At 64.9% G+C, this 23,809-nt stretch carries 16 protein-coding genes; 12 read left to right on the forward strand and 4 right to left on the reverse strand.

The genetic code is table 11. The features are described from left to right. The first annotated feature begins 6 nt into the window (after positions 1-6). From AC1RDJ_RS01915 to AC1RDJ_RS01940, 6 genes are all read left to right on the forward strand, one after another. The gene (locus AC1RDJ_RS01915; protein WP_493026349.1) at positions 7-1,422 is read left to right on the forward strand and encodes a bifunctional enoyl-CoA hydratase/phosphate acetyltransferase; all 1,416 of its coding nucleotides are present in this window, start codon (positions 7-9) and stop codon (positions 1,420-1,422) included. Further along, positions 1,419-2,636, forward strand: coding sequence for an acetate/propionate family kinase (locus AC1RDJ_RS01920; protein ID WP_493026350.1), 1,218 nt, complete (start codon positions 1,419-1,421; stop codon positions 2,634-2,636). Before AC1RDJ_RS01915 ends, AC1RDJ_RS01920 begins: the two co-directional genes overlap by 4 nt. A gap of 220 nt (positions 2,637-2,856) precedes the next feature. Continuing rightward, entirely contained in the window at positions 2,857-3,333 is a 477-nt protein-coding gene (locus AC1RDJ_RS01925) for a hypothetical protein (RefSeq protein WP_289884785.1), read from the forward strand. 154 nt (positions 3,334-3,487) lie between these two features. Further along, positions 3,488-5,824 carry a DUF8189 domain-containing protein gene (locus AC1RDJ_RS01930; protein WP_493026351.1) on the forward strand — a complete coding sequence of 779 codons (2,337 nt, stop codon included), beginning with the start codon at positions 3,488-3,490 and terminating at the stop codon, positions 5,822-5,824. Positions 5,825-5,881: 57 nt separating this feature from the next. Next, positions 5,882-6,223: a hypothetical protein gene (locus tag AC1RDJ_RS01935; RefSeq protein ID WP_493026352.1), complete on the forward strand. Its 342-nt coding sequence runs from the start codon at positions 5,882-5,884 to the stop codon at positions 6,221-6,223. 259 nt (positions 6,224-6,482) lie between these two features. Then, complete coding sequence (locus tag AC1RDJ_RS01940; protein WP_289884788.1) at positions 6,483-6,863, forward strand: hypothetical protein; 381 nt, start codon at positions 6,483-6,485, stop codon at positions 6,861-6,863. A 348-nt stretch (positions 6,864-7,211) separates the two neighbouring features. Here the strand turns inward: AC1RDJ_RS01940 and parC are convergent, their stop codons facing one another. Genes parC through AC1RDJ_RS01960 form a run of 4 tightly spaced genes read right to left on the reverse strand, consistent with a single transcriptional unit; the run spans position 7,212 to position 15,173 of the window. Continuing rightward, positions 7,212-9,566 (reverse strand): DNA topoisomerase IV subunit A, encoded by a 2,355-nt coding sequence (gene parC / locus AC1RDJ_RS01945; protein ID WP_071321977.1) that lies wholly within the window; start codon positions 9,564-9,566, stop codon positions 7,212-7,214. 48 nt (positions 9,567-9,614) lie between these two features. After that, a complete protein-coding gene (locus AC1RDJ_RS01950) occupies positions 9,615-11,453 on the reverse strand; it encodes a hypothetical protein (RefSeq protein WP_493026353.1) in 1,839 nt (612 codons plus the stop codon). A 12-nt stretch (positions 11,454-11,465) separates the two neighbouring features. Beyond that, the gene (locus AC1RDJ_RS01955; RefSeq protein ID WP_071321979.1) at positions 11,466-13,175 is read right to left on the reverse strand and encodes a molecular chaperone HscC; all 1,710 of its coding nucleotides are present in this window, start codon (positions 13,173-13,175) and stop codon (positions 11,466-11,468) included. Next, positions 13,176-15,173 carry a DNA topoisomerase IV subunit B gene (locus AC1RDJ_RS01960; protein ID WP_071321980.1) on the reverse strand — a complete coding sequence of 666 codons (1,998 nt, stop codon included), beginning with the start codon at positions 15,171-15,173 and terminating at the stop codon, positions 13,176-13,178. It lies immediately after the preceding gene. Positions 15,174-15,636: 463 nt separating this feature from the next. On the opposite strand from AC1RDJ_RS01960, the gene kdpF reads away from it, so the two are divergent. The 6 genes from kdpF to kdpE all read left to right on the forward strand — a co-directional run bounded on the left by kdpF (position 15,637) and on the right by kdpE (position 23,802). Continuing rightward, entirely contained in the window at positions 15,637-15,726 is a 90-nt protein-coding gene (gene kdpF / locus AC1RDJ_RS01965; protein WP_071321981.1) for a K(+)-transporting ATPase subunit F, read from the forward strand. After that, complete coding sequence (gene kdpA / locus AC1RDJ_RS01970; RefSeq protein ID WP_493026354.1) at positions 15,726-17,531, forward strand: potassium-transporting ATPase subunit KdpA; 1,806 nt, start codon at positions 15,726-15,728, stop codon at positions 17,529-17,531. The genes kdpF and kdpA overlap by 1 nt, the downstream gene beginning before the upstream one ends. 9 nt (positions 17,532-17,540) lie before the next feature. After that, complete coding sequence (gene kdpB, locus AC1RDJ_RS01975; protein ID WP_071321983.1) at positions 17,541-19,631, forward strand: potassium-transporting ATPase subunit KdpB; 2,091 nt, start codon at positions 17,541-17,543, stop codon at positions 19,629-19,631. 10 nt (positions 19,632-19,641) lie between these two features. Then, positions 19,642-20,217, forward strand: a complete 576-nt coding sequence (gene kdpC / locus AC1RDJ_RS01980; RefSeq protein WP_493026355.1) for a potassium-transporting ATPase subunit KdpC — start codon at positions 19,642-19,644, stop codon at positions 20,215-20,217. Positions 20,218-20,359: 142 nt separating this feature from the next. Next, positions 20,360-23,107, forward strand: coding sequence for a DUF4118 domain-containing protein (locus AC1RDJ_RS01985; protein WP_493026356.1), 2,748 nt, complete (start codon positions 20,360-20,362; stop codon positions 23,105-23,107). Beyond that, positions 23,104-23,802 (forward strand): two-component system response regulator KdpE, encoded by a 699-nt coding sequence (gene kdpE, locus AC1RDJ_RS01990; RefSeq protein ID WP_071321986.1) that lies wholly within the window; start codon positions 23,104-23,106, stop codon positions 23,800-23,802. The genes AC1RDJ_RS01985 and kdpE overlap by 4 nt, the downstream gene beginning before the upstream one ends. The last annotated feature ends 7 nt before the right edge of the window (positions 23,803-23,809 follow it).

Consider the following 23,809-nt stretch of genomic DNA (forward strand, 5'->3'; position numbering starts at 1 on the left):
GCCAAGATGACCACCACCAAAACTGACGACTTGAATATCGTGCGCAACCGCACCTTCGAGCAGATCGCCATCGGCGACACTGCCAGCATCACGCGCACCCTGAGCATGGACGACATCGCCCTGTTCGCGGTGATGTCGGGCGACGACAATCCGCAGCACCTGGACGCCGAATTTGCCGCCTCCAGCCGCTACCAGGGCGTGATCGCGCATGGCATGTGGGGCGCGGCGTTGATTTCGGCCGTGCTGGGCACGCGCCTGCCCGGAGCCGGCACCGTCTACACGGGCCAGACCCTGCGTTTCCTGCAGCCCGTGCGCGTCGGCGATACGCTCGATATCAGCGTCACCGTCACGGCGCTGGAACCGCGCAACCGCCACGTGACCCTGGCCTGCCGCTGCGTCAACCAGCATGGCGCCGTGGTGCTCGATGGCGAAGCGCAGGTGGTCGCGCCGGCCGAACAGATCGAACGGGCGCGCGCCACCCTGCCCGAAGTGCGCCTGCATAACGGCGACGGCACGCGGCGCCTGCTGGAACATGCGCGCACCCTGGGACCGATCAAGGTGGCCGTGATCCACCCTTGCGATGAATTGAGCCTGTCGGGCGCGCTCGACGCGCATGCGGCCGGCCTGATCACGCCCGTGCTGGTGGCGCCGCGCGCGCGCCTGGAAGCCGTGGCGGCACAGGCGGGCCTGAGCCTGGAAGGCATCGCCATCGAAGACGTCGAGCATAGCCATGCGGCTGCCGCGCGCGGCGCCGAACTGGCGGGCAAGGGCGAGGTGGAAGCGCTGATGAAGGGCAGCCTGCACACGGACGAACTGATGTCGGCCGTGCTGTCGGCCAGCGCCGGCCTGGGCACCAAGCGCCGCATCAGCCATTGCTTCCTGATGCAGACGCCGGCCTATCCGCGCCCCTTCATCATCACGGACGCCGCCATCAATATCGCGCCCAACCTGGCGATGAAGGCCGACATCGTGCGCAACGCCATCGACCTGGCGCACGTGATCGGCGTGGCCGAACCGCGCGTGGCCATCCTGGCCGCCGTGGAAACGGTGAATCCGGACATGCCGGCGACCTTGGATGCGGCGGCCCTGTGCAAGATGGCCGACCGCGGGCAGATCACCGGCGCCATCCTCGACGGTCCGCTGGCCTTCGACAACGCCGTCTCGATCGCCGCCGCCACCGTCAAGGGCATCGTTTCCGAGGTGGCGGGCCGCGCCGACATCCTGCTGGTGCCCGACCTCGAGAGCGGCAACATGCTGGCCAAGCAGCTCGAATACATGGGCGACGCGGACAGCGCCGGCATCGTGCTGGGCGCGAAGATTCCCGTCATCCTCACCAGCCGCGCCGACTCGCGCGCCAGCCGCATCGCCTCGTGCGCCATCGCCGTGATGCTGGCCAACCACTACCGGAGCACGCCGCCATGAACACCCCTGTCCAACATGCCGACGGCGCCCTGATCCTGGTGCTCAATTGCGGCTCGTCGAGCATCAAGTTCGCCCTGTTCCAGCAGGCGGACGGCGTGCTGCCGCAGCAGGCTGAATGGAGCGGCAAGGTCGAAGGCATCGGCCGCGAAAGCGCCACCTACCGTGCCGGGGGCCTGCCGGCCGAGTCCCTGCAGCTCGACCCGCAGCAGCCGCACCATGCGGCGCTGGCGCACATCCGCGAAAAAGTCGTCGAGCGCCTGGCCGGGCGTCCGCTGCACGCCGTGGCGCACCGCGTGGTGCATGGCGGCAGCAAGTATTTCGCCCCCGTGCGCATCGATTTCAAGGTGCTGGCGGACCTGAAAAGCTTTGTGCCGCTGGCGCCCTTGCACCAGCCGTTCGCGCTGGAGGCGATCGAGGTGCTGCTCGAGTCGCGTCCCGACATCGCGCAGGTGGCGTGCTTCGACACGGCCTTCCACCACACGGTGCCGCAGGTCGAGCAGATGCTGGCCCTGCCGTACGATGCGTGGGAGCGGGGCTTGCGCCGCTATGGCTTCCACGGCCTGTCGTATGAATACCAGTCGCTGGTGCTGGAGCAGCGTTTCGGTGCTGTCGCGCGGGGCAAGGTCATCGTCGCGCACCTGGGCAGCGGCGCCAGCCTGTGCGCCATGGAGAACTTGCACAGCGTGGCCACCACCATGGGCTTTTCCGCGCTCGATGGTTTGATGATGGGCACGCGCTGCGGCTCGCTCGATCCGGGCGCCGTCATCTACCTGATGGAAATCGAAAAGCTGTCGCTGGAAAAAGTGGCGCATGTGCTGTACCACGAGTCGGGCTTGCTGGGCGTCTCCGGCGTGTCGGCCGACCCGCCCGTGCTGCTGGCGCAGCAGGACCGGCAGGATGCAACGGGCGAGCGCATCCGTGCCGCGCTGGCTTTATATATCCGCCGCATCATGCGCGAGATCGGCGCCCTGACGGCCGTGCTGGGCGGGCTGGACATGCTGGTGTTTACGGCCGGTATCGGCGAGCACAGCGCGGAACTGCGCCAGCGCATCTGCGCCGAGCTGGGGTTTATCGGCCCCGTGCTCGACAGCGGGGCAAATGCGCGCAATGCCAGCCGCATTTCCAGCGAGGACAGCCGCATCGTCGTGGGCGTGGAGCCGGCCAACGAGGAGTGGGTGGCGGCCCGCCATGCGGCGCTGGCCGTCGGCGCGTGAGTGCCTGAGACGCGTGCCCGCGCTCCGCGCAATGGGAAATTTGCCGAATTGCACATATTTCCCATTGAGTGCGATAGCGCACAGTCTGGTTTCGACTTTGTCTTTACTATGAAGTCATGCCATCGAGCTGCTGACAACAACAGCGCGATGCCTGGCAAATTTGGAACATTTTGCCCGCCTTTAGTAAAAATAAATCGAATCCATATTGAAAGGTCACATCATGAACAAATTACTCGCCGCCCTGATCGCTACCCTGTTTGCCACCGCCGCCATCGCTCAGACGGCGCCGGCTACCGAAGCCGTCGTGAAAGCCCAGGCTTCCGCGCAAAAAGACGTCAACAAGGCTGCCGCTTCGGAAGCCAAGGTCGATGCCAAGGCTGACGCCAATGTCGCCAAGGCAGAAATGAAGGCCGACGAAAAGAAAGCCGACGCCCATCACAAGGCCAATAAAACCAAGGCCAAGGCCCACGACAAAGTGGTGCATGCCGACCCGGAAGACAAGCTGAAAGCGGAAGCCAAGGCCGACAAGGCGGCCGCCAAGGCCGATGCAAAAGCGGGTAAGGCTGCCGTGAAAGCCGATGCTAAAGTTGCCAAGGAAAAAGTGGAAGCGAACGCCGACAAGGCTGTCGCCGCCACCAAGACGGAAGAAGCCAAGGCCAAGGCCGACGCTGAAGTCAAGGCCGCCGCCGCCAAGTAATTCCCCATGCAGGTTTTCCTGTAGCAAAAAAGACAGCCCCGGCTGTCTTTTTTTTCGCCTGCCTTTTCCCTGGCGTTGCCATCCTTGACGTGCCTCAAATGCCCGCCCTGTCGCCGTGCCATAGTGAATTGGCAGACAGACCAAGGGAGACATCATGACTACCGCCAAAACGAAAAGAACACCGGCGACCGGTTCCGCTGACGGCATGCCGGCCATGCAGTCCATGCCGGTCGAGGGCGACATGCAGGCCGCCGATGCCGGCGCGGACAGCGGCGATCGCATGCCCGGGCCGCGCCTGGGCGTGTCGTATGCCGACCAGGCGGTCATCCATGCCGCGGCGGCAGCGGATGCGGCAAGCATGCCCGCCGGCGGCATGCAGCAGGCATCGCAGGGCATGGCCGGCGCCAGCTGCATGCATGTGGGCGATGGCGACGGCATGGGCGGTGACCGCGACGGGGCCGGTGGTGGCGCGGGCGGCGGCATGGGGGGCGACGGCGGCGGCGCTGGCGATAGCCAGGGCGGCGGCACGCCGCAGGTGCGCACCTGCGCCACGATGGACGTGCATCGTCGCCTGCTGAGCGAAGATCCCGCCTATGCGCGCGTGCGCGACGATATCGAGAACCTGGCCGGCTTGTACGAAGGCGACCGCAGCATCGCCGCGCGCGCCGGCGTGACGCAGATACCGGTGGTGGTGCACGTGGTGTGGAACACGGCCGCGCAGAATATCTCGGACGCGCAGATTGCCAGCCAGATCGATGTGCTCAACCGCGATTACCGGCGCACGAACAGCGATGTGGGCAGCACTCCGGCGCCATTCCTGCCGCTGACGGCCGACGCGCGCGTGGAATTCGCGCTGGCCACGCGCGATCCGAATGGGGCGGCCACCAGCGGCATCGAGCGGCGCCAGACGACAGTGACGTCCTTCGGCGCCGACGACGCCGTCAAGTCGCAGGCGACGGGCGGCATGAATGCCTGGCCGTCCGATACCTACCTCAATATCTGGGTCTGCCAGCTTGGCGGTGGCTTGCTCGGCTACGCGCAGTTTCCCGGCGGCCCGGCCGCCACCGACGGCGTGGTGGTCTTGCAATCGGCGTTCGGCACCGTCGGCACGGCGGCGCCGCCGTTCCACCTGGGCCGCACGGCCACGCACGAGGTGGGGCATTGGCTGAACCTGAACCATATCTGGGGCGACGACGGCACGGGGTGCTCGGGTACCGACAACGTGGCCGACACGCCCAACCAGGGTGGACCGAATACGGGCCAGCCTTCGTTCCCCCATGTTTCCTGCAGCAATGGGCCGAATGGCGACATGTTCATGAATTACATGGATTATGTCGACGACCCGGCCATGTTCATGTTTACCACGGGCCAGGTGGCGCGCATGCAGGCCTGCCTCGATGGCCCGCGCGCCAGCATCGGCACGGGCGCGGGCGGCGGCGCCACGCCGCGCCAGAGTTCCTCTCCCGTCGTGGCCTGGGGCGCGAACCGCCTCGACGTCTTCGTGCTGGGCACCGACCGCGCGCTATACCACAAGGCCTGGAATGGGGCGGCGTGGGCGCCCTCCGTGAGCGGTTACGAGGGGCAGGGCGGCATTTGCACCAGTGCGCCGCAGGTGGTGTCATGGGCGCCGAACCGGCTCGACGTTTTTGTCACGGGCACCGACAGCGGCCTGTTCCACAAGTGGTGGAATGGCTCGGCATGGGGACCGTCGCTGACGGGCTACGAGGCGATGGGCGGCCTGTGCGTGGGCGATCCGCGCGCCGTGGCCTGGGGCCCGAACCGTCTCGACGTGTTTGTCGTCGGCACGGACCGGGGCCTGTATCACAAATGGTGGAATGGCGCCGCCTGGGGACCGTCGCTGACGGGCTACGAAGCCATGGGCGGCATCTGCCTGGGCCAGCCCGAAGCCGTGGCCTGGGGCCCGAACCGCCTGGACGTGTTCGTCATCGGCACGGACCGCGCCCTGTACCATAAGTGGTGGAACGGCACGGCCTGGGGACCGTCGCTGACCGGCTATGAACGGCTGGGCGGCATCTGCATGTCGTCGCCGAAGGCGGTGGCGTGGGGACCGAACCGCCTCGATGTGTTTGTCACCGGCACCGATGGCGCGTTGTACCATAAGTGGTGGGATGGCACGCAATGGGGGCCATCCATCGATGGCTTCGAACGCCTGGGCGGCATCTGCGTGGGCGAAGTAGAAGCCGTGTCGTGGGCGGCCAACCGCCTGGACCTGTTCGTCATCGGCACGGACAGCGCGCTGTACCACAAGGCGTGGAACGGCAGTGCCTGGAGCCCATCGCTGACGGGCTTTGAAAGCTTGGGCGGCGTGTGCACGTCGCGTCCACGCGCCACGGCCTGGGCGGCCAACCGCCTCGACGTGTTTGTCACGGGCACCAATGGCGCCCTGTTCCACAAGGCCTGGAACGGTTCGGCCTGGTCACCGTCCGTGAGCGGCTATGAAAGCCTGGGCGGCGTGGTATCGTGCTTCTGACGGCGTCCTATGGGCGTCTGGACAGCGATGGTTCGGAAAGGGGGCGGCATGCATGGTATGACGATGGCATTGCCCAGCGGTAGCTGGACGCATTCGTTCGAGGAAGATGCGGGCGGCATCGAAGTGTACCGGCCCACGGCCACGTTCGCGTTTCCGCCCAGCCGCAAGGGGCGCAAGGTGCTCGAATTCGGCACCGGCGGAAAAACGGGGGAAGAAGGCGCCGCCACCCTGACCGCCATGCCGCCCGGCCCCGATGACCGTCCGCGCGCCGGCGCGGCCGATCGGCTCGTTCCCTTGGGCATGGGCCGCTATGGCGTGGGCGGCACGGCGGCGGCGGCGCAAGAGGTGCTGGAAATCATCGAGGCCACGCCGGACATCCTTAAACTGGCGCGGCGCTGACGAGGAAGAGGGAAAGCAGCTGCTTGCGCGGCCGCCGGCATTGTTCCCTCACCTTGAATGAATATCGCCCACCTGGCCATCTGCCAGATAAATCACGTTGACTGCCTATTTAAATCGGATAACTGTTGCTGGTCTGGTGTCTAGAGGAAAATTCTCGTATGGACGGCGCTTGCATAAAACGCTAGACTAAATTTTCTCATACGCAACATTCGATATGCCGATTGTTTGTGGAAAAATGTGAGTGTTTCCCCTATAAATAATGACGATATCTTTTAGTGTTTTAAAAGCGAAAAGCCTGTTGGTTTCCGCTGTGCTCATTAGTTGCTGCCTTCCGGCACAGGCGACTGAAATTCATGTTGAAAATGTCACGATCAGCAAGATACGCGGTATCGGAGACTTTTCTACTCCCGTGTTTGCCAATGCCATTGAAATCTGGTTCGCGGCCCCGGTTAATCTGCCTGCGGGCATGGGATGCCCGGCGCTGGCCTATCGCGTGGCGGTGGATGCCAAGCATAAACATTTGATTGCCGCCGTTTATCTCGCATTTTCCATGGGGAAGAAAATCAATATCAACTTTGACGACCGGCTGCCGATACGCGGCGATATGTGCGAAGCGTCTTATGTGGATGTTGTGAATTAAGTCATTTTCCAAGACGAGATGGCGATGGCTTGCCCCGTTTTTTCAGATGAAGAAAACGGGTGAAACGGAGATTGTTTTCGGATGAAGGGCGATAGCTGCCCGGCGATGGCTGGCAGTCTGTATTCCAGCCGCATTCATGCTCGATGCCACAGCAAGGCTGGCAGCTCTTGCACGAGCTGCAGAGGCAATTTTGACTTGCTCTGAAGAAAAGTTTATGCCGGCGTGATGGCCAGAATCAGCGGCACCGGCCTGCCACCCTGCGCTGGCCGCTTCTCGCAGCATCTAGTTTTTTAGTCTGCGGGAAAGACGGTCCGGCCGACGTATCGACCGAACCGTATCAACCCTGCATCAGCCGATGGCCGTCATCGAAACGGGCTTCAGCTTGGCCGCCAGCGCCTTGCCTTTCCTGGCGCGCTTGCCGAAGTGCTCGGCCAGGGCCGTGGCGCCCAGCGACGCATCCTGCGGTTTCGATGCGCGGCCGATGCCGGAGACGACGACGCCGCGTTGCGTGATCGGCTGCACGGCCAGCAGCTTGTCCTTGCCTTCCAGGTCGATCAGCTTGACGCCCGTGCCGCCCTTGGACAGGGTTTTCATTTCATCGAGGCCGAACACGAGCAGGCGCGCGCCTTCCGTCAGGCAGGCCACGGCGCTGGCCGCGTCAGGGATGATCTTTGGCTCGAGTGGCACGTCGCCGTCGTCCAGCGTGATGAAGGCCTTGCCGCCTTTCAAGCGGCTGGCCATGTCGCCCGCCTTGGCGATGAAGCCGTAGCCGGCGCTCGACGCCAGCAGCAGGCTGGTGGCGCCATTGCCCGCGAAGTAGTGGAGGATGCGCACGGCGTTGCCCGGTGTACCGCCGCTCAGGTCGCACAAGGTCGTGATCGGCACGCCGTCGCCACGTGCGTTGGGCAGCGCGGAAACGGGCACGGAATAAATCCTGCCGTTGTTGCCAAAGCCGAGCAAGGTGTCGACCGTGCGGCACTCGAAGGCGCCATGCAGGGTATCGCCCGCCTTGAACGTGAACTGGGCCGCATCGTGGCCGATGCCGGTACGCGCGCGCACCCAGCCTTTTTCCGAGATGATGACGGTGACCGGTTCATCGACCACCTTCTGCTCGGCCACGGCTTTTTGCGCTTCCTCGATCAGGGTGCGGCGCGCATCGCCGAACTGCTTGGCGTCCGCCTCGATTTCGCGGATGATGGCGCGTTTCATCGAACCCGGGTTGTCGAGCAGGTCCTGCAGCGACTTTTCTTCCTTGCGCAGCTCGGCCAGTTCCTGCTGGATCTTGAGCGTTTCCAGGCGCGCCAGCTGGCGCAAGCGGATTTCCAGGATATCGTCGGCCTGGCGCTCGGACAGATTGAACGCGTCGATCAGGGCCGCCTTCGGTTCATCCGAATTGCGGATGATCTGGATCACCTTGTCGATATTGAGCAGGATCGCTTCGCGCCCTTCCAGGATATGGATGCGGTCCTTGACCTTGCCCAGTTTGTAGCCGGTACGGCGGGTCACGGTCTCGAAACGGAAGTCGATCCACTCGCGCAGGATGTCGCCCAGGCCCTTCTGGCGCGGACGGCCATCGCCGCCTATCATCACCAGGTTGATCGAGGTCGACGATTCCAGCGACGTGTGCGCCAGCAGCATCAGCATGAATTCCGTCTGGTCCTGGTTTTTCGATTTCGGCTCGAACACGAGGCGCACGGGCGCGGCACGGCCCGATTCGTCGCGGATGGTGTCGAGCGAATTGAGGATCAGCGCCTTCAGGGCCACCTGCTCCGGCGACAGCGCCTTCTTGCCCAGCTTGATCTTCGGATTCGTCAGCTCCTCGATTTCTTCCAGCACCTTTTGCGACGAGGTACCCGGCGGCAGTTCCGTCACGACGGCTTGCCACTGGCCGCGCGCCAGTTCCTCGATCTTCCAGCGTGCGCGCACCTTCATGCTGCCACGGCCGCTCGCATACATGTCCTGGATCTGCGATGGCGGCGTGATGATCTGGCCGCCGCCGGGGAAGTCGGGGCCGGGGATGATGGCCATCAGTTCGGCGTGCGTGATCTTTGGATCGCGGATCATGGCGACAGCCGCTTTCGCCACTTCCGCCAGGTTGTGCGACGGGATTTCCGTCGCCAGGCCCACGGCGATGCCGGAGGCGCCGTTCAGCAGCACCATCGGCAGGCGCGCCGGCAGCAGCTTCGGTTCTTCCGTCGAGCCGTCGTAATTGGGCTGGAAGTCCACCGTGCCCATGCCGATTTCATCCATCAGCAGCTTGGCGATCGGCGTCAGACGCGCTTCCGTGTAGCGCATCGCCGCCGCGCCGTCGCCGTCGCGCGAACCGAAGTTGCCCTGGCCATCGATCAGCGGGTAGCGCAGCGAGAAGTCCTGCGCCATGCGCACCAGCGCGTCATACACGGACTGGTCGCCGTGCGGATGCAGCTTGCCCAGCACGTCGCCGACCACGGCCGCCGATTTGCGCGGCTTCGCCGTGGAATTCAAGCCCAGCTCATTCATCGCATACAGGATGCGGCGCTGCACGGGCTTCTGGCCATCGCAGACGTCGGGCAGGGCGCGGCCCTTGACCACCGAGATGGCGTAATCGAGATAGGCGCGCTCGGCAAACGTGGACAGGGTCAGCGCTTCACCGTCGAATACCGGTTCATCCGGCTCGATCGGCTCAGGCTGGGCATCGTCAAATAAATTGGTTTGTGTGGACATGGCGCTTGTTTCAGTATTAAGTGGTTGCGGTTGAATTCGTGGAGCCGATTATGACAGCCCGGATTTGGAAAAGGACTTGCCGTACGTCAGATACATGTAGCGCAAGGTCAGATACAGCACGGCCATGGCCAGTTCGACGCTGTGATGCATCATCGGCATGGCGCGGATAGCGGGGGCCTGGCCGGCCAGCAGAAAGCTGCCGATGGACGGCACCAGGACCAGCGGCCACATCGTCTTCCAGCGGAAATCGCTGGGAGAAAACAGCAAGCCGGCGCAGGACCAGGCAAACAGCATGGCGCCGGCGAGGACGGCCGGCAGCTGCTGCGCATACAGCAGCGACAGCAAGCCCGCACAGCCGATCAGCCATGCCGCGCGCAGGCGGGGCAGCAGCGCCTCGGGGAAGCGGCAATCGCCATACAGGCCGGTGGCGCTGCGCAGGGCCAGCGCCGCCAGGCAAAACATCAGCGGCATGGCCTCGCCGATGGCGAGCGCCGCCTGGCCTTTGCCGCTCATGAACATGGCGGCGAACAGCGACAGGCCCAGGGCCAGGAGCAGCAGCATGCCATGCAGCAGTTGGCGATTCAGCGCATACGCGAGCAAGGCCGACGCGCACAAGCCGGCCGAAGTGACGAGGCGCATGGACTCGCTGCGTTCGGGCAGGAACAGCAGCAGCGCCAGCGCGAGGTAGGGCACGATCCAGCCCAGTTGCCGCAGGCCGGGCCGCTCCCACAGCGCGGGCAGGCGTTCCTGCAATGCTTCCTGCAGCGCTTCCAGGCGCGCGAACAGCGGCGCCGGCCAGCGCAAGGCATGCATGGCCAGCAGGGCAAAGGCCAGCGCCTGGAAACCCAGCAGGCTGGCATAGCCAGCCGTGTCGCCGAGCTTGAAGCCGGCCGCATCGAGCACGCCGGCCAGCATGAAGTGCAGCACGAAACCGAGGCCGCACGATGCCAGCGCCGTCTGCTTGAAGTAGCGTTTGGCATGGACGACGTGTTCCCATTGCTCGAACAGATCCGTATCGAGCTTGTAGGCCAGCATTTCGGCATGCTGCCAGCGTATCGTCTGCAGCAGCTCGCGCAGCTGCAGCGTGAATTTTTGATCGAACAGCTGGCGCGCGTAGGCGCTCGGCGGCTGTTGCGACATGATGCAGTCCAGGCCCGGGTAACTGTCGCGGTTGTCGCTGAAATGGGCGAACGAGCGGTCGGCCCGGTAGCGCTGCACGGCGCTGCGTACCAGGTCCGCATGGCTGCGCGCCAGGTAGGAAAAATCGTGCTCCCAGCCCAGCTGCTCGAACAGGGCCTGGCGCAGCGCCAGCTCATAGCCGGCGCTGGCGCAGTAGCGCAGCGCGCACAGGTCGAATTCCTCGCGCACGTCGAGGTTCAGCAATTCCCCGCGCTCGAGGAAGCCTGGCAGCAGGGCGGCCCCGTTGCGCTGCCTTGCCTGTTCCAGGAATGCCTGCCACAGGCTGGCGCCTTCCTGCACAGGGTCGATGGCGACCACGCCCCACAATTCGGCTGGCGGTGCCTGTTCCTGGGCGATGACGCCCCACAGTTCCGCAGGCGCGTCCCGAGTGTCTCGGGTATCGTCGTCGATGACGCCCCATAATTCGGCGGCTTCCACGTGCGGCGTCCCGGTCTCTGCGATACTTGCGGCTACCGGGGCCGGATGCGCTTCAGCCGTTTCCTCAGCCTGCTCCTGCAATTCGGCGGCAAACAGCTGCGCATGGCGCAGCGCGTATGCATAGGCGTCGCGCAGTTCCTGGAAGGCGGCCGCATCATCCTCGGGACGCGTCACCTTCAGGCGCTTCGCATACGCGCGCTTGATGGCGCGCTCGTCGCCCGTCGGTGCCGTGTCCAGGATCTCCCACAGGCCGCGTTCTGCGTTGTGCATGCCGCCGTCCATCTACAGGAAGCTCTCGCTCTCGACCTGGCGCAGCACTTCGTCGAGCGCCTGGCGCGCCTTGCGGATGGTGTTCGGGTCCTGCGTCTCCAGCGCGGCCTGGAAGTTGGCCGTATGCGCGGCCAGGTACTGGCGCACGTCGCCCAGCGACTGTTCATACAGGCGGTCGGCGCGCGTGACCAGGGTGCGGTTCTCCAGCTGTTCGCGCGGGTGGATCTTCAGGTCGGCCAGTTCAAGGAAGCGCCGCTCGATCTGTTCCGGCGTCATCACGCCCGCATTGTCGCTGATGACCATCTTGTGCTTTTCCTGTGTGGCCAGCACCGTCACTTCCGCTTCCAGCACGCCGCTGACGTCATAGGTGAAGCGCACGTCGATGCCGACCTCGCCGGCCTTCTTGGCGGGAATCGGGAAGCTGATCTTGCCGAGGAAGACGTTGTCGGCTACCAGGCGCGACTCGCCCTGGAAAATCGCGACGTTGATTTCCTTCTGGTTGTCGTGGATGGTGGTGATGTTTTCCGTGCGCGAGACGGGTACCACGGAGTTGCGTTCGATGATGGGCAGGTAATGGCCGCCCTCATACTGGTTCGCGCCGACCTGGCGCGAAATCGAAATGCCCAGCGAGTACGGCGCCACGTCGGTCATGACCACTTCATCGAGGGCCGCATCGCGCATTTTCAGACCCGCCTGCACGGCGGCGCCCAGCGCCACCGCTTCATCCGGATCCAGGTGGATGGCGGGAAAGCGGCCGAACATGCGCGAGACGAGCTTGCGTACCAGCGGCATGCGCGTGGCGCCGCCGGCCAGCACCACTTCATTCAATTCGGCGGCGCGGATGGTGGCGTCGCGCAGTGCCCGTTCCACGGGCAGGCGCAAGCGGGCCAGAAGGGGTTCGCACAGCTGCGCCAGCTTGTCTTCGTTGATCTCCCAGCTATATTCCCTGTCCTGGTAGCGCGTGACCATGCGCACGGAGGGCTGCTCCGACAACAGGCGCTTGACGCGCTCCGCCTCGTCGCGCAGCAACTGCTGCTGGCGCGGGTCGAGCAGGCGGCTGCCGACGGCGTCGCGCAAGCCGCTGCCCTCCAAAAAGGCGTCGACCAGCACGCTGACGAAGTCTTCGCCGCCGAGGAAATTGTCGCCGGCCGAGGCGCGCACTTCCATCACGCCTTCAAACAGTTCCAGGATCGACACGTCGAAGGTGCCGCCGCCCAGGTCGAAGACGAGGAATTTGCTTTCCTGTTCCTTGTCGCGGATGCCGTAGGCCAGCGCGGCGGCCGTCGGTTCATTCAGCAGCCGCTCCACGCGCAGGCCTGCCAGCTGGCCGGCGATGCGCGTGGCCTTGCGCTGCGCATCGCTGAAATACGCGGGCACGGTGATGATGGCTTCCTCGACCTTGTGGCCGAGGAATGCCTCGGCATCTTCCTTCAGCGCGCGCAGCACCATCGACGACAGCTCTTCCGGACGGAAGTGCTGCGTGCCGAGGGTGATCTTTTTTTCGCTGCCCATGTAGCGCTTGAAGACGGCCGCCGTCAGCTGCGGGTGCGTCTGCAGGCGCTCGCGCGCGGCGCGCCCCACCAGCACGGTGCCATCGTCGTCGATGCTGACGCACGACGGCGTCAGGTGGTCGCCCAGCGCATTCGGAATGATGGATGCCTTGCCGTCGCGCCAGATGGCGACCAGGCTGTTGGTGGTGCCGAGGTCGATACCGATGATCATTTAGATATCCGCCTCCGCCTCATTGCCGTGTTCCTCGATCCAGGCGCGGCGGCCTGCCGCCTCGCCTTTGCCCATCAGCATGTTGAAGCGGGCGGCCGAGGCCATGTGGTCGATTTCGCCCAGGGTCACGGGCAGCAGGCGGCGCGTGTCCGGGTTCATCGTCGTTTCCCACAGCTGCTCGGCGTTCATCTCGCCCAGGCCCTTGAAGCGCGAGATCGACCAGGCGCCCTGTTTCACGCCTTCCTTGCGCAGCTTGTCCTCGATGGCGAGCAGTTCGCCATCGTCGAGCGCGTAGATTTTCTGGATCGGCTTCTTGCCGCGCGCGGGTGCGTCCACGCGGTACAGCGGCGGACGGGCGATGCAGATATGGCCCTTGTTGATCAGGGCGGGGAAGTGCTTGAAGAACAGGGTCAGCAGCAATACCTGGATGTGCGAGCCGTCCACGTCCGCGTCGGAGAGGATGCAGATCTTGCCGTAGCGCAGACCGGACAGGTCCGGGGAATCGCCCACGGTGTGCGGGTCGACGCCGATGGCGACTGCGATGTCGTGGATCTCGTTGTTGGCGAACAGGCGGTCGCGGTCCGTCTCCCACGAGTTCAGCACCTTGCCGCGCAGGGGCAGGATGGCCTGGAATTCCTTGTCGCGGCCCATCTTGGCCGAACCGCCCGCCGAGTCGCCCTCGACGAGGAACAGTTCATTGCGCGTGATGTCCGACGATTCGCAGTCGGTCAGCTTGCCCGGCAATACGGCCACGCCCGAGGATTTTTTCTTTTCCACTTTTTGCAGCGAGCGCTGGCGCGACTGCGCCTGCTTGATCACCAATTCCGCCAGCTTCTTGCCGTAGTCGACGTGCTGGTTCAGCCACAGTTCCAGCGGCGGCTTGGTGAAGGTCGAGACGAGGCGCACGGCGTCGCGCGAGTTCAGGCGTTCCTTGATCTGGCCCTGGAATTGCGGGTCCAGCACCTTCGCCGACAGCACGAAGGAAGCGCGCGCGAATACGTCTTCGGGCAGCAGCTTCACGCCTTTCGGCAGCAGCGAATGCATCTCGACGAAGTTCTTCACGGCGCCGAACAGGCCGTCGCGCAAGCCCGATTCGTGCGTGCCGCCATTCGAGGTGGGAATCAGGTTGACATACGACTCGCGCACGATGGCACCTTCTTCCGTCCACGCCACGACCCAGGCCGCGCCTTCGCCTTCGGCAAAGCCTTCCGAGTCCGGACCCGCGTATTGCGCGCCCTCGAACAGGGGTATCAGGGTTTCGCCATTCGACACCTGCGCCAGCGATTCGGTCAGGTAGCCGCGCAAGCCTTCCGCGTACAGCCAGGTTTGCGTGTCGCCAGTCTTGGCGTTGGTCAGCGTGACCGTCACGCCCGGCAGCAGCACGGCTTTCGAGCGCAGCAGGCGTTGCAGCTCGGTTTGCGAGATGTTGGGCGAGTCAAAATACTTTGCATCGGGCCAGGCCGTCACGCGCGTGCCCGACTTCTTGCCGTCGCGCGGGGCGGGACGCGAATTCAATGGCTCGATCACGTCGCCGTTGGCAAACACCATGTGATGCAGGCCGTTGCCGTCGCTTTCCTTGCGCCAGACGGTGATTTCCAGGCGCGTCGACAGCGCATTGGTGACGGATACGCCGACGCCGTGCAGGCCGCCCGAAAACGCGTAGGCGCCGCCCGAGCCCTTGTCGAACTTGCCGCCCGCGTGCAGCCGCGTAAACACGATTTCCACCGTCGGCACGCCTTCTTCCGGATGCAGGCCGACGGGAATGCCGCGGCCATTGTCTTCGACGGTGATGCTGCCATCGGTGTTTTGCGTGACGGCGATATGCGTGCAGTGACCGCCCAGCGCCTCGTCGGAGGCATTGTCGATCACTTCCTGAATGATGTGCAGCGGATTTTCAGTGCGGGTGTACATCCCCGGGCGCTGCTTGACGGGTTCCAGTCCTTTCAGGACACGGATGGATGATTCGCTGTAGTCGGATGCTGGTTTTTTAGTGGCCATACGTGTTCAAGCTAAGTAAAGACATTGGTTGGAACGCCAGGCCGGGGCACTGCGCGGCGCAGTGACAGCGGCGGCGATAACTGTATGAATATACAGTATATCCCGTCCAGCGTCACTGGGGGAGGGCAGTGCGGCAGGCTAGGCGTCCTTGTGCGGACGCTCGCGCATTCTATCTTGATCGGCGAGCAATAGCGCTACTCCAAGGCAACAAGAGTGCGCCACAGCCGTGGTTTTGCGCCAATTGTGGCGGATTTTATGCGGTAAAGCCCCCGTTTTTACATCTTGTTTACAGCTGCCCGCCCAGTCTTTACGAATTTTTTAGACCCATTTGGCTAATCTGCTCACTATCAAAACAAACCTGAATGAGGGTGGGAATGGATATCGTGTATCTCGGCTTGATTGCCGTGTTTTTCGTCGTGGTGGCCGGCTTTGCCGTCGCCTGCGACAAATTAGGGAGCGTGAAATGAACGCGTTCTATGTGCTGGGCGCCTTCGTGTCGGCCGGCTTGCTCGTGTACCTGCTGGTGGCGCTGCTGAAGGCGGAGGAACTGTGATGACGACCCAATCAACACTATTACTGCTCGCTTTCCTCGTCGTGCTGCTGGCGGCCGCCTATCCGCTGGGATCGTACATGGCCAGGGTGGCCGGCGACGCGCCGCTGCGCGGCCTGGGCTGGCTGCAAAAGCTGGAAAACCTGCTATACCGCTGGTCCGGCCTGCCCGCCGACAAGGCCATGGGCTGGAAAAGCTATGCCATCGCCCTGATCGTTTTCAATACCGTGGGCGCCGTGTTTGTGTATGGCCTGCAGCGCCTGCAGGGCTTTTTACCGCTGAATCCCCAGGGACTGGGCGCCGTCAGCCCGGATTCCTCGTTCAATACCACCGTCAGCTTTGTCGCCAATACCAACTGGCAGGGCTACGGCGGCGAACAGACCATGAGCTACCTGACCCAGATGCTGGGCCTGGCCTGCCAGAACTTCTTCTCGGCCGCCACGGGCATCGCCGTGATCTTTGCGCTGGTGCGTGGCTTCGCCTCGCGCTCGGGCAAGTCGATCGGCAATTTCTGGGTCGACCTGGTGCGCTCGACCCTGTACATCCTGCTGCCGCTCTCCTTGGCCCTGTCCGTCGTCTTCATGGGCGAAGGCATGATCCAGAATTTTTCCCCGTACAAGGAAGTGACCCTGCTCGACCAGGTGGCGTATGAGACGCCGAAAATGGCGGCCGACGGCCAGCCCGTGCTGGATGCGGCCGGCAAGCCCGTGATGGAAGCGCAAGTGGCAAAAACGCAGACGATCGCCATGGGCCCCGTCGCGTCGCAAGAGTCGATCAAGCTGCTGGGCACGAATGGCGGCGGCTTCTTCAATGCCAATTCCTCGCATCCGTATGAAAACCCCACCGTGCTGTCGAACTTCCTGCAGATGCTGGCCATCTTCCTGATTCCCGCCGGCCTGTGCTTCACCTTTGGCCGCATGGTGGGCGACATGCGCCAGGGCTGGGCCGTACTGGCCGCCATGACCGTCATCTTCGTCGTCATGACGGCCGGCGTGATGAGCGCCGAGCAGCAAGCCAATCCCGCCCTGCAGGCGCTGGGCGTGGACCAGCAGGCCAGCAGCCTGCAATCGGGTGGCAATATGGAAGGCAAGGAAACGCGCTTCGGCATCAGTTCCTCGACCCTGTTCGCGGCGGTGACGACGGCGGCATCGTGCGGCGCCGTCAACTCCATGCACGACTCCTACATGCCCCTGGGCGGCATGGTGCCGCTGCTGCTGATGCAGTTCGGCGAAGTGGTGTTCGGCGGCGTGGGCACGGGCCTGTACGGCATGCTGATGTTCGCCATCCTGGCCGTCTTCATCGCCGGCCTGATGATAGGCCGCACGCCGGAATACCTGGGCAAGAAAATCCAGGCGTATGAAATGAAGATGGTGTCGCTGGCCATCCTGGTGACGCCGGCCCTGGTGCTGACGGGAACGGCGATCGCCGTGATGGTGGAGCCGGGCATGGTGGGCGTGGCCAATCCGGGCGCGCATGGATTTTCCGAAATCCTGTACGCCTTCACCTCGGCCGCCAACAACAACGGCAGCGCGTTTGCCGGCCTGTCCGCCAACACGCCGTTCTATAACGTGATGCTGGCGATCGCCATGTGGTTCGGCCGCTTCGCCGTGATCGTGCCCGTGCTGGCGGTGGCCGGTTCACTGGCCGGCAAGCAGCGCCTGTCGGCCAATGCCGGCACCATGCCCACGCACGGCCCCATGTTCATCGGCCTGCTGATCGGCGTCGTCGTGCTGGTCGGCGTGCTCAATTATGTTCCCGCGCTGGCCCTGGGCCCCGTCGTCGAACACCTGCAACTATTCATCAAATAAGAGGCTACCATGTCACGCACAAGCCTGACTTTGTTCGATTCCGCACTGATCGGCCCCGCCGTCGTCGATGCGTTCAAAAAACTCGACCCCCGCACGCAGTGGCGCAGCCCCGTGATGTTCGTCGTCTATGTCGGCAGCATCATCACGACCCTGCTGGCCATCCAGGCCCTGAATGGCCAGGGTGAAGCGCCGTTCGGCTTCATCGTCGCCGTCGCCGTGTGGCTGTGGTTTACCGTACTGTTCGCAAACTTCGCCGAAGCGCTGGCCGAAGGCCGCAGCAAGGCCCAGGCGGCCTCGCTGCGCGCCCTGAAGCAGACGGTGATGGCGAAAAAGATGCAGACGCCAAAATATGGCACCTCCTGGCTGCCGACGCCCGCCACCGACCTGCGCAAGGGCATGACGGTGCTGGTCGAGGCGGGCGACGTGATCCCCGCCGACGGCGAAGTGACGGCCGGCGTGGCCTCCGTCGACGAGAGCGCCATCACGGGCGAATCGGCGCCCGTCATCCGCGAATCGGGCGGCGATTTTTCCGCCGTCACGGGCGGCACCCGCGTGCTGTCGGACTGGCTGCTGGTGCGCGTCTCCGTCAATCCCGGCGAAGCGTTCATCGACCGCATGATCGCCATGGTGGAAGGCGCCAAGCGCCAGAAGACGCCGAACGAGATCGCCCTGACGATCCTGCTCGTCGCCCTGTCCATCGTCTTCCTGATCGTCACCGTGACCCTGCTGCCGTATTCGCTGTTTTCCGTGGCGGCGGCCGGCAGCCAAGGCGTGACAAGTTCGCCCGTCACCATCACCGTGCTGATCGCGCTGCTGGTGTGTTTGATCCCGACCACCATCGGCGGCCTGCTGTCGGCCATCGGCGTGGCCGGCATGAGCCGCATGATGCAGGCCAATGTGATCGCCACCTCGGGCCGCGCCGTGGAAGCGGCTGGCGACGTCGACGTGCTGCTGCTCGATAAAACCGGCACCATCACCCTGGGCAACCGCCAGGCGTCGAACTTCGTGCCGGCGCCCGGCGTGACGGAGCAGCAGCTGGCCGACGCGGCGCAGCTGGCCTCCTTGGCCGATGAAACGCCGGAAGGGCGCAGCATCGTCGTGCTGGCCAAGCAGAAGTTCAATATCCGCGAACGCGAGATGGCCAGCCTGCACGCCACCTTCGTGCCGTTCACGGCGCAGACGCGCATGAGCGGCGTGGATATCGCGGGCGAGCAGCAGGTGCGCCAGCTGCGCAAGGGCGCGGCCGACTCCATGAAAAAATATGTGGAAGCGCTGGGCCAGCCGTATCCGGAAGAGGTGGCGCGCGCCGTCGACGATATCGCCCGCCGCGGCAGCACGCCGCTGGTGGTGGTCGACGATGGCCGCGTCATGGGCGCCGTGGAGCTGAAGGATATCGTCAAGGGCGGCATCAAGGAACGCTTCGCGGAACTGCGCCGCATGGGCATCAAGACCGTCATGATCACGGGCGATAACAAGTTGACGGCCGCCGCGATTGCCGCCGAGGCGGGCGTGGACGACTTCCTGGCGGAAGCGACGCCGGAAGACAAGCTGAAACTCATCCGCAGCTACCAGGCCGAAGGCCGCCTGGTGGCGATGACGGGCGACGGCACCAACGACGCGCCCGCGCTGGCCCAGGCCGACGTGGCCGTGGCCATGAATTCGGGCACGCAGGCGGCAAAGGAAGCGGGCAACATGGTCGACCTCGACTCGAACCCTACCAAGCTGCTGGAGATCGTCGAAATCGGCAAGCAGATGCTGATGACGCGCGGTTCGCTGACGACGTTCTCGATCTCGAACGACATCGCCAAGTATTTCGCCATCATCCCGGCCGCCTTCGTGGGCACGTATCCGCAGCTGAAGGCGCTCGACATCATGCACCTGGCCAGCCCCGCATCGGCCATCATGTCGGCCGTGATCTTCAATGCGCTGATCATCGTCGTGCTGATCCCGCTGGCGCTGAAAGGCGTGCAATACCGCGCCATCGGCGCGGCCAGCCTGTTGCGCCGCAACCTGCTGATCTACGGCCTGGGTGGCATCATCCTGCCCTTCATCGGGATCAAGCTGATCGACATGCTGCTGTCCGCACTCAACCTCGTCTAAAGGAACCATCATGAGCACTATCGTACGTCCCGCCCTGGTCCTGTTTGCCGCGCTGACCGTGATCTGCGGCGTGGTCTATCCGTTTGCCACGGCCGGCATCGGGCAACTGGCTTTCAATGAGGAAGCCAATGGCAGCATCGTCGAGCGGGCTGGCAAACCGGTCGGCTCCAGCCTGATCGGCCAGTCGTTCACCTCGCCCAAGTACTTCTGGGGCCGTCCATCGGCCACCGCGCCGATGGCGAATAACGGCGCCGGTTCGGGCGGCTCGAACCAGGGACCGAGCAATCCGGCACTGGTCGACGCCGTCAAGGCGCGCATCGCCGCCCTGCAGGCAGCCGATCCCGGCAACCGCAACCCGATCCCCGTCGACCTGGTGACGGCGTCGAGCAGCGGCCTGGATCCGGAAATCAGCCTGGCGGGCGCCGTGTACCAGGCGCCGCGCGTGGCCCGCGTGCGTGGCGTGCCGCTGGCGCAGGTGGAAAATGCCATCGCCAAGGTGCAGAAAACCGCGTATATCGGCTTTTTTGGCGAACCGCGGGTGAATGTGCTGGAACTGAATCTGGCATTGGATGCCATGGCAAAGTAAGCTGGCAATGGTGCGTAGGTCGGCGTAGGTCGGCTTGGCGCAGCGTAAGCCGACATTACCCACGGCGCAGCCAACAATGCCGTCGGATTACGCGCTAGCGCTAATCCGACCTACAGATGCTCCAAGAAGACTAAAATACAATATGCTCCCCAACGACAGCCAACGCCCCGACCCTGATGCCCTGCTGGCGCAAGTGCAGGCGCAGGAAAAGAAAGCCGCGCGCGGCAGGCTGCGCATCTATTTTGGCGCCTCCGCCGGCGTCGGCAAGACCTATGCGATGCTGGCCGCCGCCCGCAAATTGCTGGCCGATGGTCAGGATCTGCTGGTCGGCGTGGTGGAGACGCATGGGCGCCAGGATACGGCCGCCCTGCTGGACGGACTGCCGCTGCTGCCCCGGAAGGCCGTCGAATACCGCGGCAAGACCCTGTTCGAGTTCGACCTGGACGAGGCCCTGCGACGTGCGCCACCGCTGATCCTGATGGACGAACTGGCCCATTCGAACGTGGCCGGTTCGCGCCATCCGAAGCGCTGGCAGGATGTCGAGGAATTGCTGGCGGCCGGCATCGACGTGCTCTCCACCGTCAACGTGCAGCACCTGGAAAGCCTGAACGATGTGGTGGGCGGGATCACCGGCGTGCGCGTGGCCGAGACCCTGCCCGACACGGTGTTCGACCGCGCCGACGAGGTGGTGCTGGTCGATATCCCCGCCGATGAACTGCTGCGCCGCCTGAAACTGGGCAAGGTGTATCAGCCGCAGCAGGCGGAGCGGGCGTCGCAGCATTTTTTCCGCAAGGGTAATTTGATCGCCTTGCGCGAACTGGCCTTGCGCCGCACGGCCGACCGCGTGCAGGACGACGTGCAAGCCTACCGCGTCGAGAAGTCGATCAATCCCGTCTGGAAGACGGGCGCCGCGCTGCTGGCTTGCGTGGGGCCGCGCGCGGGCGGCGAACATGTCATCCGCAGCACGGCGCGCCTGGCCAGCCAGCTCAATGCGGAATGGCATGCGCTGTATGTGGAAACGCCGCGCCTGCAGCGCCTGCCGGCGCGCCAGCGCGAACGCATCCTGAAAACGCTGAAGCTGGCGCAGGACCTGGGCGCGCGCACGGCCGTCAACCCCTCCGGCGACATCGCCGCCGCCATCGTCGACTATGCGCGCGGCGCGAATATCTCGAAAGTCATCGTCGGGCGCGGGCAGGGCAGGGGCGGCTGGCTGGCGCGGCTGTGGAGTGCGTCGCCGGCGGCGCGCATGGCCAGCCTGGCGCCCGATATCGACCTGATCGAGGTGGGCTTGCCGCCAGCTGACGCCCCGCCCCGGCCTGTCGCGGGCGTGGACACGGAAACGCCGCGCCGCCCCATGCGCCACTGGCGCTACATCCTGGCGGCGGGCGCCAGCATGGCCACGGCCCTCGTTTCGGTGCCGTTGCAGCCTTACCTGGACCTGGCCAATATCGCCATGCTGTCGCTGCTCACGGTGGTGCTGGTGGCCGTGCGCCTGGGGCGCGGACCGGCGGCGCTGGCCAGCCTGGTGGGCGTGGCCTGCTTCGACTTCGTCTTCGTGCCGCCGCGTTTCTCGTTTGCCGTGGGCGATTTTCAGTACATCATCACCTTTGGCGTGATGCTGGCCGTGGGCCTGATCACGGGCCACCTGACGGCCGGCCTGCGTTTCCAGGCACGGGTCGCTTCGCACCGCGAAGCGCGGGCGCGGGCCCTGTACGAGTTTTCGCGCGAGTTATCCAGCGTGCTGCAGACGGAGCAGATTTTCGAGATCACGAAAAGCGCCATCGAGCGGGCGTTCCGCGCGCGCGCGACCCTGCTGCTGCCCGATGACGAGGGACGCCTGCAATCGCCAAATGGCGTGGAGCCGCTGGACATGGGCATCGCGCAGTGGGCCTTCGACCATGCCCAGGCGGCCGGCACGGGCACCGATACCCTGCCGGGATCGAGCATTTTTTATCTGCCGCTGATCGCGCCGATGCGCACGCGCGGCTTGCTGGCGCTGCTGCCGCTGGAGGCGCCGCGTCACGGGCGCTGGCTGCTGGTGCCCGAGCAGCGCCAGCACCTGGACACCTTTGCCGCGCTGGCGGCCATCGCCCTCGAACGCGTGCACTATATCGACGTGGCGCAGGGGGCGCTGGTGCAGATGGAGTCAGAACGCTTGCGCAATTCGCTGCTGGCGGCCCTGTCGCACGACCTGCGCACGCCGTTGACGTCGCTGGTGGGGCTGGCCGAATCGCTGGCCCTGTCGAAACCGGCGCTGTCCAGCGCGCAGCTGGACATGGCGCGCGCGCTGCAGTCCGAGACAGTGCGCATGAGCGCGCTGGTGGCGAACCTGCTGGACATGGCGCGCATCGAAAGCGGCCAGGTGCGCCTGAACCTGCAATGGCAGGCGCTGGAAGAGGTGGTCGGCAGCGCGCTGCGCGCCAGCGGCCCGCAATTGCAGGCCCACCGCGTGCAGACGCAGCTGGCGCCGGACTTGCCGCTGGTGCGCTACGACGCCGTGCTGATCGAGCGCGTGCTGTGCAACCTGCTGGAAAACGCGACCAAGTACACGCCGCCGGGAAGCAGCATCGTCATCGTTGGCCGGGTACATGGGCAGTTCCTGCAGGTGACGGTGGCCGACGATGGCCCGGGCTTGCCGCCCGGGCGCGAAGAAGCCATCTTCGAAAAATTCACGCGCGGCGAGCGCGAGTCGAACAAGCCGGGCGTGGGACTGGGGCTGGCCATCTGCCGCGCCATCGTCGAAGCGCACGGCGGCACCATCCACGCGCAGCCAGCCGCGTCGGCACAGGGCGCGGCCATGGTCTTTACCTTGCCGCTGGGCACGCCGCCGGCGCCGCCCGCGCCGGAGCCGGACGATGCAAACGATTTTGAAACAGGACAACCATCATGAACGAACCTTCCGCCACCGCCTTGCTGGTCGAGGATGAACCGCAAATCCGCCGTTTCGTGCGCTCCGCGCTTGAGGACGAGGGCTGGCAGATTTTCGAGTCGGCCACCATGCAGCGGGGTCTGATCGACGCGGGCACGCGCCGCCCCGACCTGATCGTGCTGGACCTGGGTCTGCCCGACGGCGACGGCATCGACTTCATCGCCGACATCCGCAAATGGTCGGCCGTGCCCATCATCGTGCTGTCGGCGCGGGTCGACGAGCAGGACAAGATACGCGCGCTCGATGCGGGCGCTGACGATTACCTGACCAAGCCGTTCGGCGTGGGCGAGCTGCTGGCGCGCGTGCGCGCCACCTTGCGCCGCCAGCGCCAGCCTGCCGCCAGCGATGACGGCGTGGTGCAGTTCGGCGACGTGCGCGTCGACCTGAAGGACCGCCTGGTGACGCGCAACAAGCAGCTGGTGCACATGACGCCGACGGAATTCCGTTTGCTGTCCGTCCTGGTGAAAAACGCGGGCAGGGTCGTCACCAATCCGCAACTGCTGCGCGAAGTGTGGGGGCCGTCGAACAGTGAAAACGGCCACTACCTGCGCATCTACATGGGGCATTTGCGGCAGAAGCTGGAAGCCGACCCGGCCCAGCCGCAGTACCTGCTGACGGAAACGGCCGTCGGCTACCGCTTGCTGCTGCCTCTCTAAACCGCTT

The organism is Janthinobacterium sp. GW822-FHT07H10 (assembly GCF_058798675.1).

Bases quoted from the DNA above. Each gene is read 5' to 3' on its own strand.
- AC1RDJ_RS01915 (WP_493026349.1), top strand. From the start codon at position 7: ATGACCACCACCAAAACTGACGACTTGAATATCGTGCGCAACCGCACC.
- AC1RDJ_RS01920 (WP_493026350.1), top strand. From the start codon at position 1,419: ATGAACACCCCTGTCCAACATGCCGACGGCGCCCTGATCCTGGTGCTC.
- AC1RDJ_RS01925 (WP_289884785.1), top strand. From the start codon at position 2,857: ATGAACAAATTACTCGCCGCCCTGATCGCTACCCTGTTTGCCACCGCC.
- AC1RDJ_RS01930 (WP_493026351.1), top strand. From the start codon at position 3,488: ATGACTACCGCCAAAACGAAAAGAACACCGGCGACCGGTTCCGCTGAC.
- AC1RDJ_RS01935 (WP_493026352.1), top strand. From the start codon at position 5,882: ATGACGATGGCATTGCCCAGCGGTAGCTGGACGCATTCGTTCGAGGAA.
- AC1RDJ_RS01940 (WP_289884788.1), top strand. From the start codon at position 6,483: ATGACGATATCTTTTAGTGTTTTAAAAGCGAAAAGCCTGTTGGTTTCC.
- parC (WP_071321977.1), bottom strand. From the start codon at position 9,566: ATGTCCACACAAACCAATTTATTTGACGATGCCCAGCCTGAGCCGATC.
- AC1RDJ_RS01950 (WP_493026353.1), bottom strand. From the start codon at position 11,453: ATGCACAACGCAGAACGCGGCCTGTGGGAGATCCTGGACACGGCACCG.
- AC1RDJ_RS01955 (WP_071321979.1), bottom strand. From the start codon at position 13,175: ATGATCATCGGTATCGACCTCGGCACCACCAACAGCCTGGTCGCCATC.
- AC1RDJ_RS01960 (WP_071321980.1), bottom strand. From the start codon at position 15,173: ATGGCCACTAAAAAACCAGCATCCGACTACAGCGAATCATCCATCCGT.
- kdpF (WP_071321981.1), top strand. From the start codon at position 15,637: ATGAACGCGTTCTATGTGCTGGGCGCCTTCGTGTCGGCCGGCTTGCTC.
- kdpA (WP_493026354.1), top strand. From the start codon at position 15,726: ATGACGACCCAATCAACACTATTACTGCTCGCTTTCCTCGTCGTGCTG.
- kdpB (WP_071321983.1), top strand. From the start codon at position 17,541: ATGTCACGCACAAGCCTGACTTTGTTCGATTCCGCACTGATCGGCCCC.
- kdpC (WP_493026355.1), top strand. From the start codon at position 19,642: ATGAGCACTATCGTACGTCCCGCCCTGGTCCTGTTTGCCGCGCTGACC.
- AC1RDJ_RS01985 (WP_493026356.1), top strand. From the start codon at position 20,360: ATGCTCCCCAACGACAGCCAACGCCCCGACCCTGATGCCCTGCTGGCG.
- kdpE (WP_071321986.1), top strand. From the start codon at position 23,104: ATGAACGAACCTTCCGCCACCGCCTTGCTGGTCGAGGATGAACCGCAA.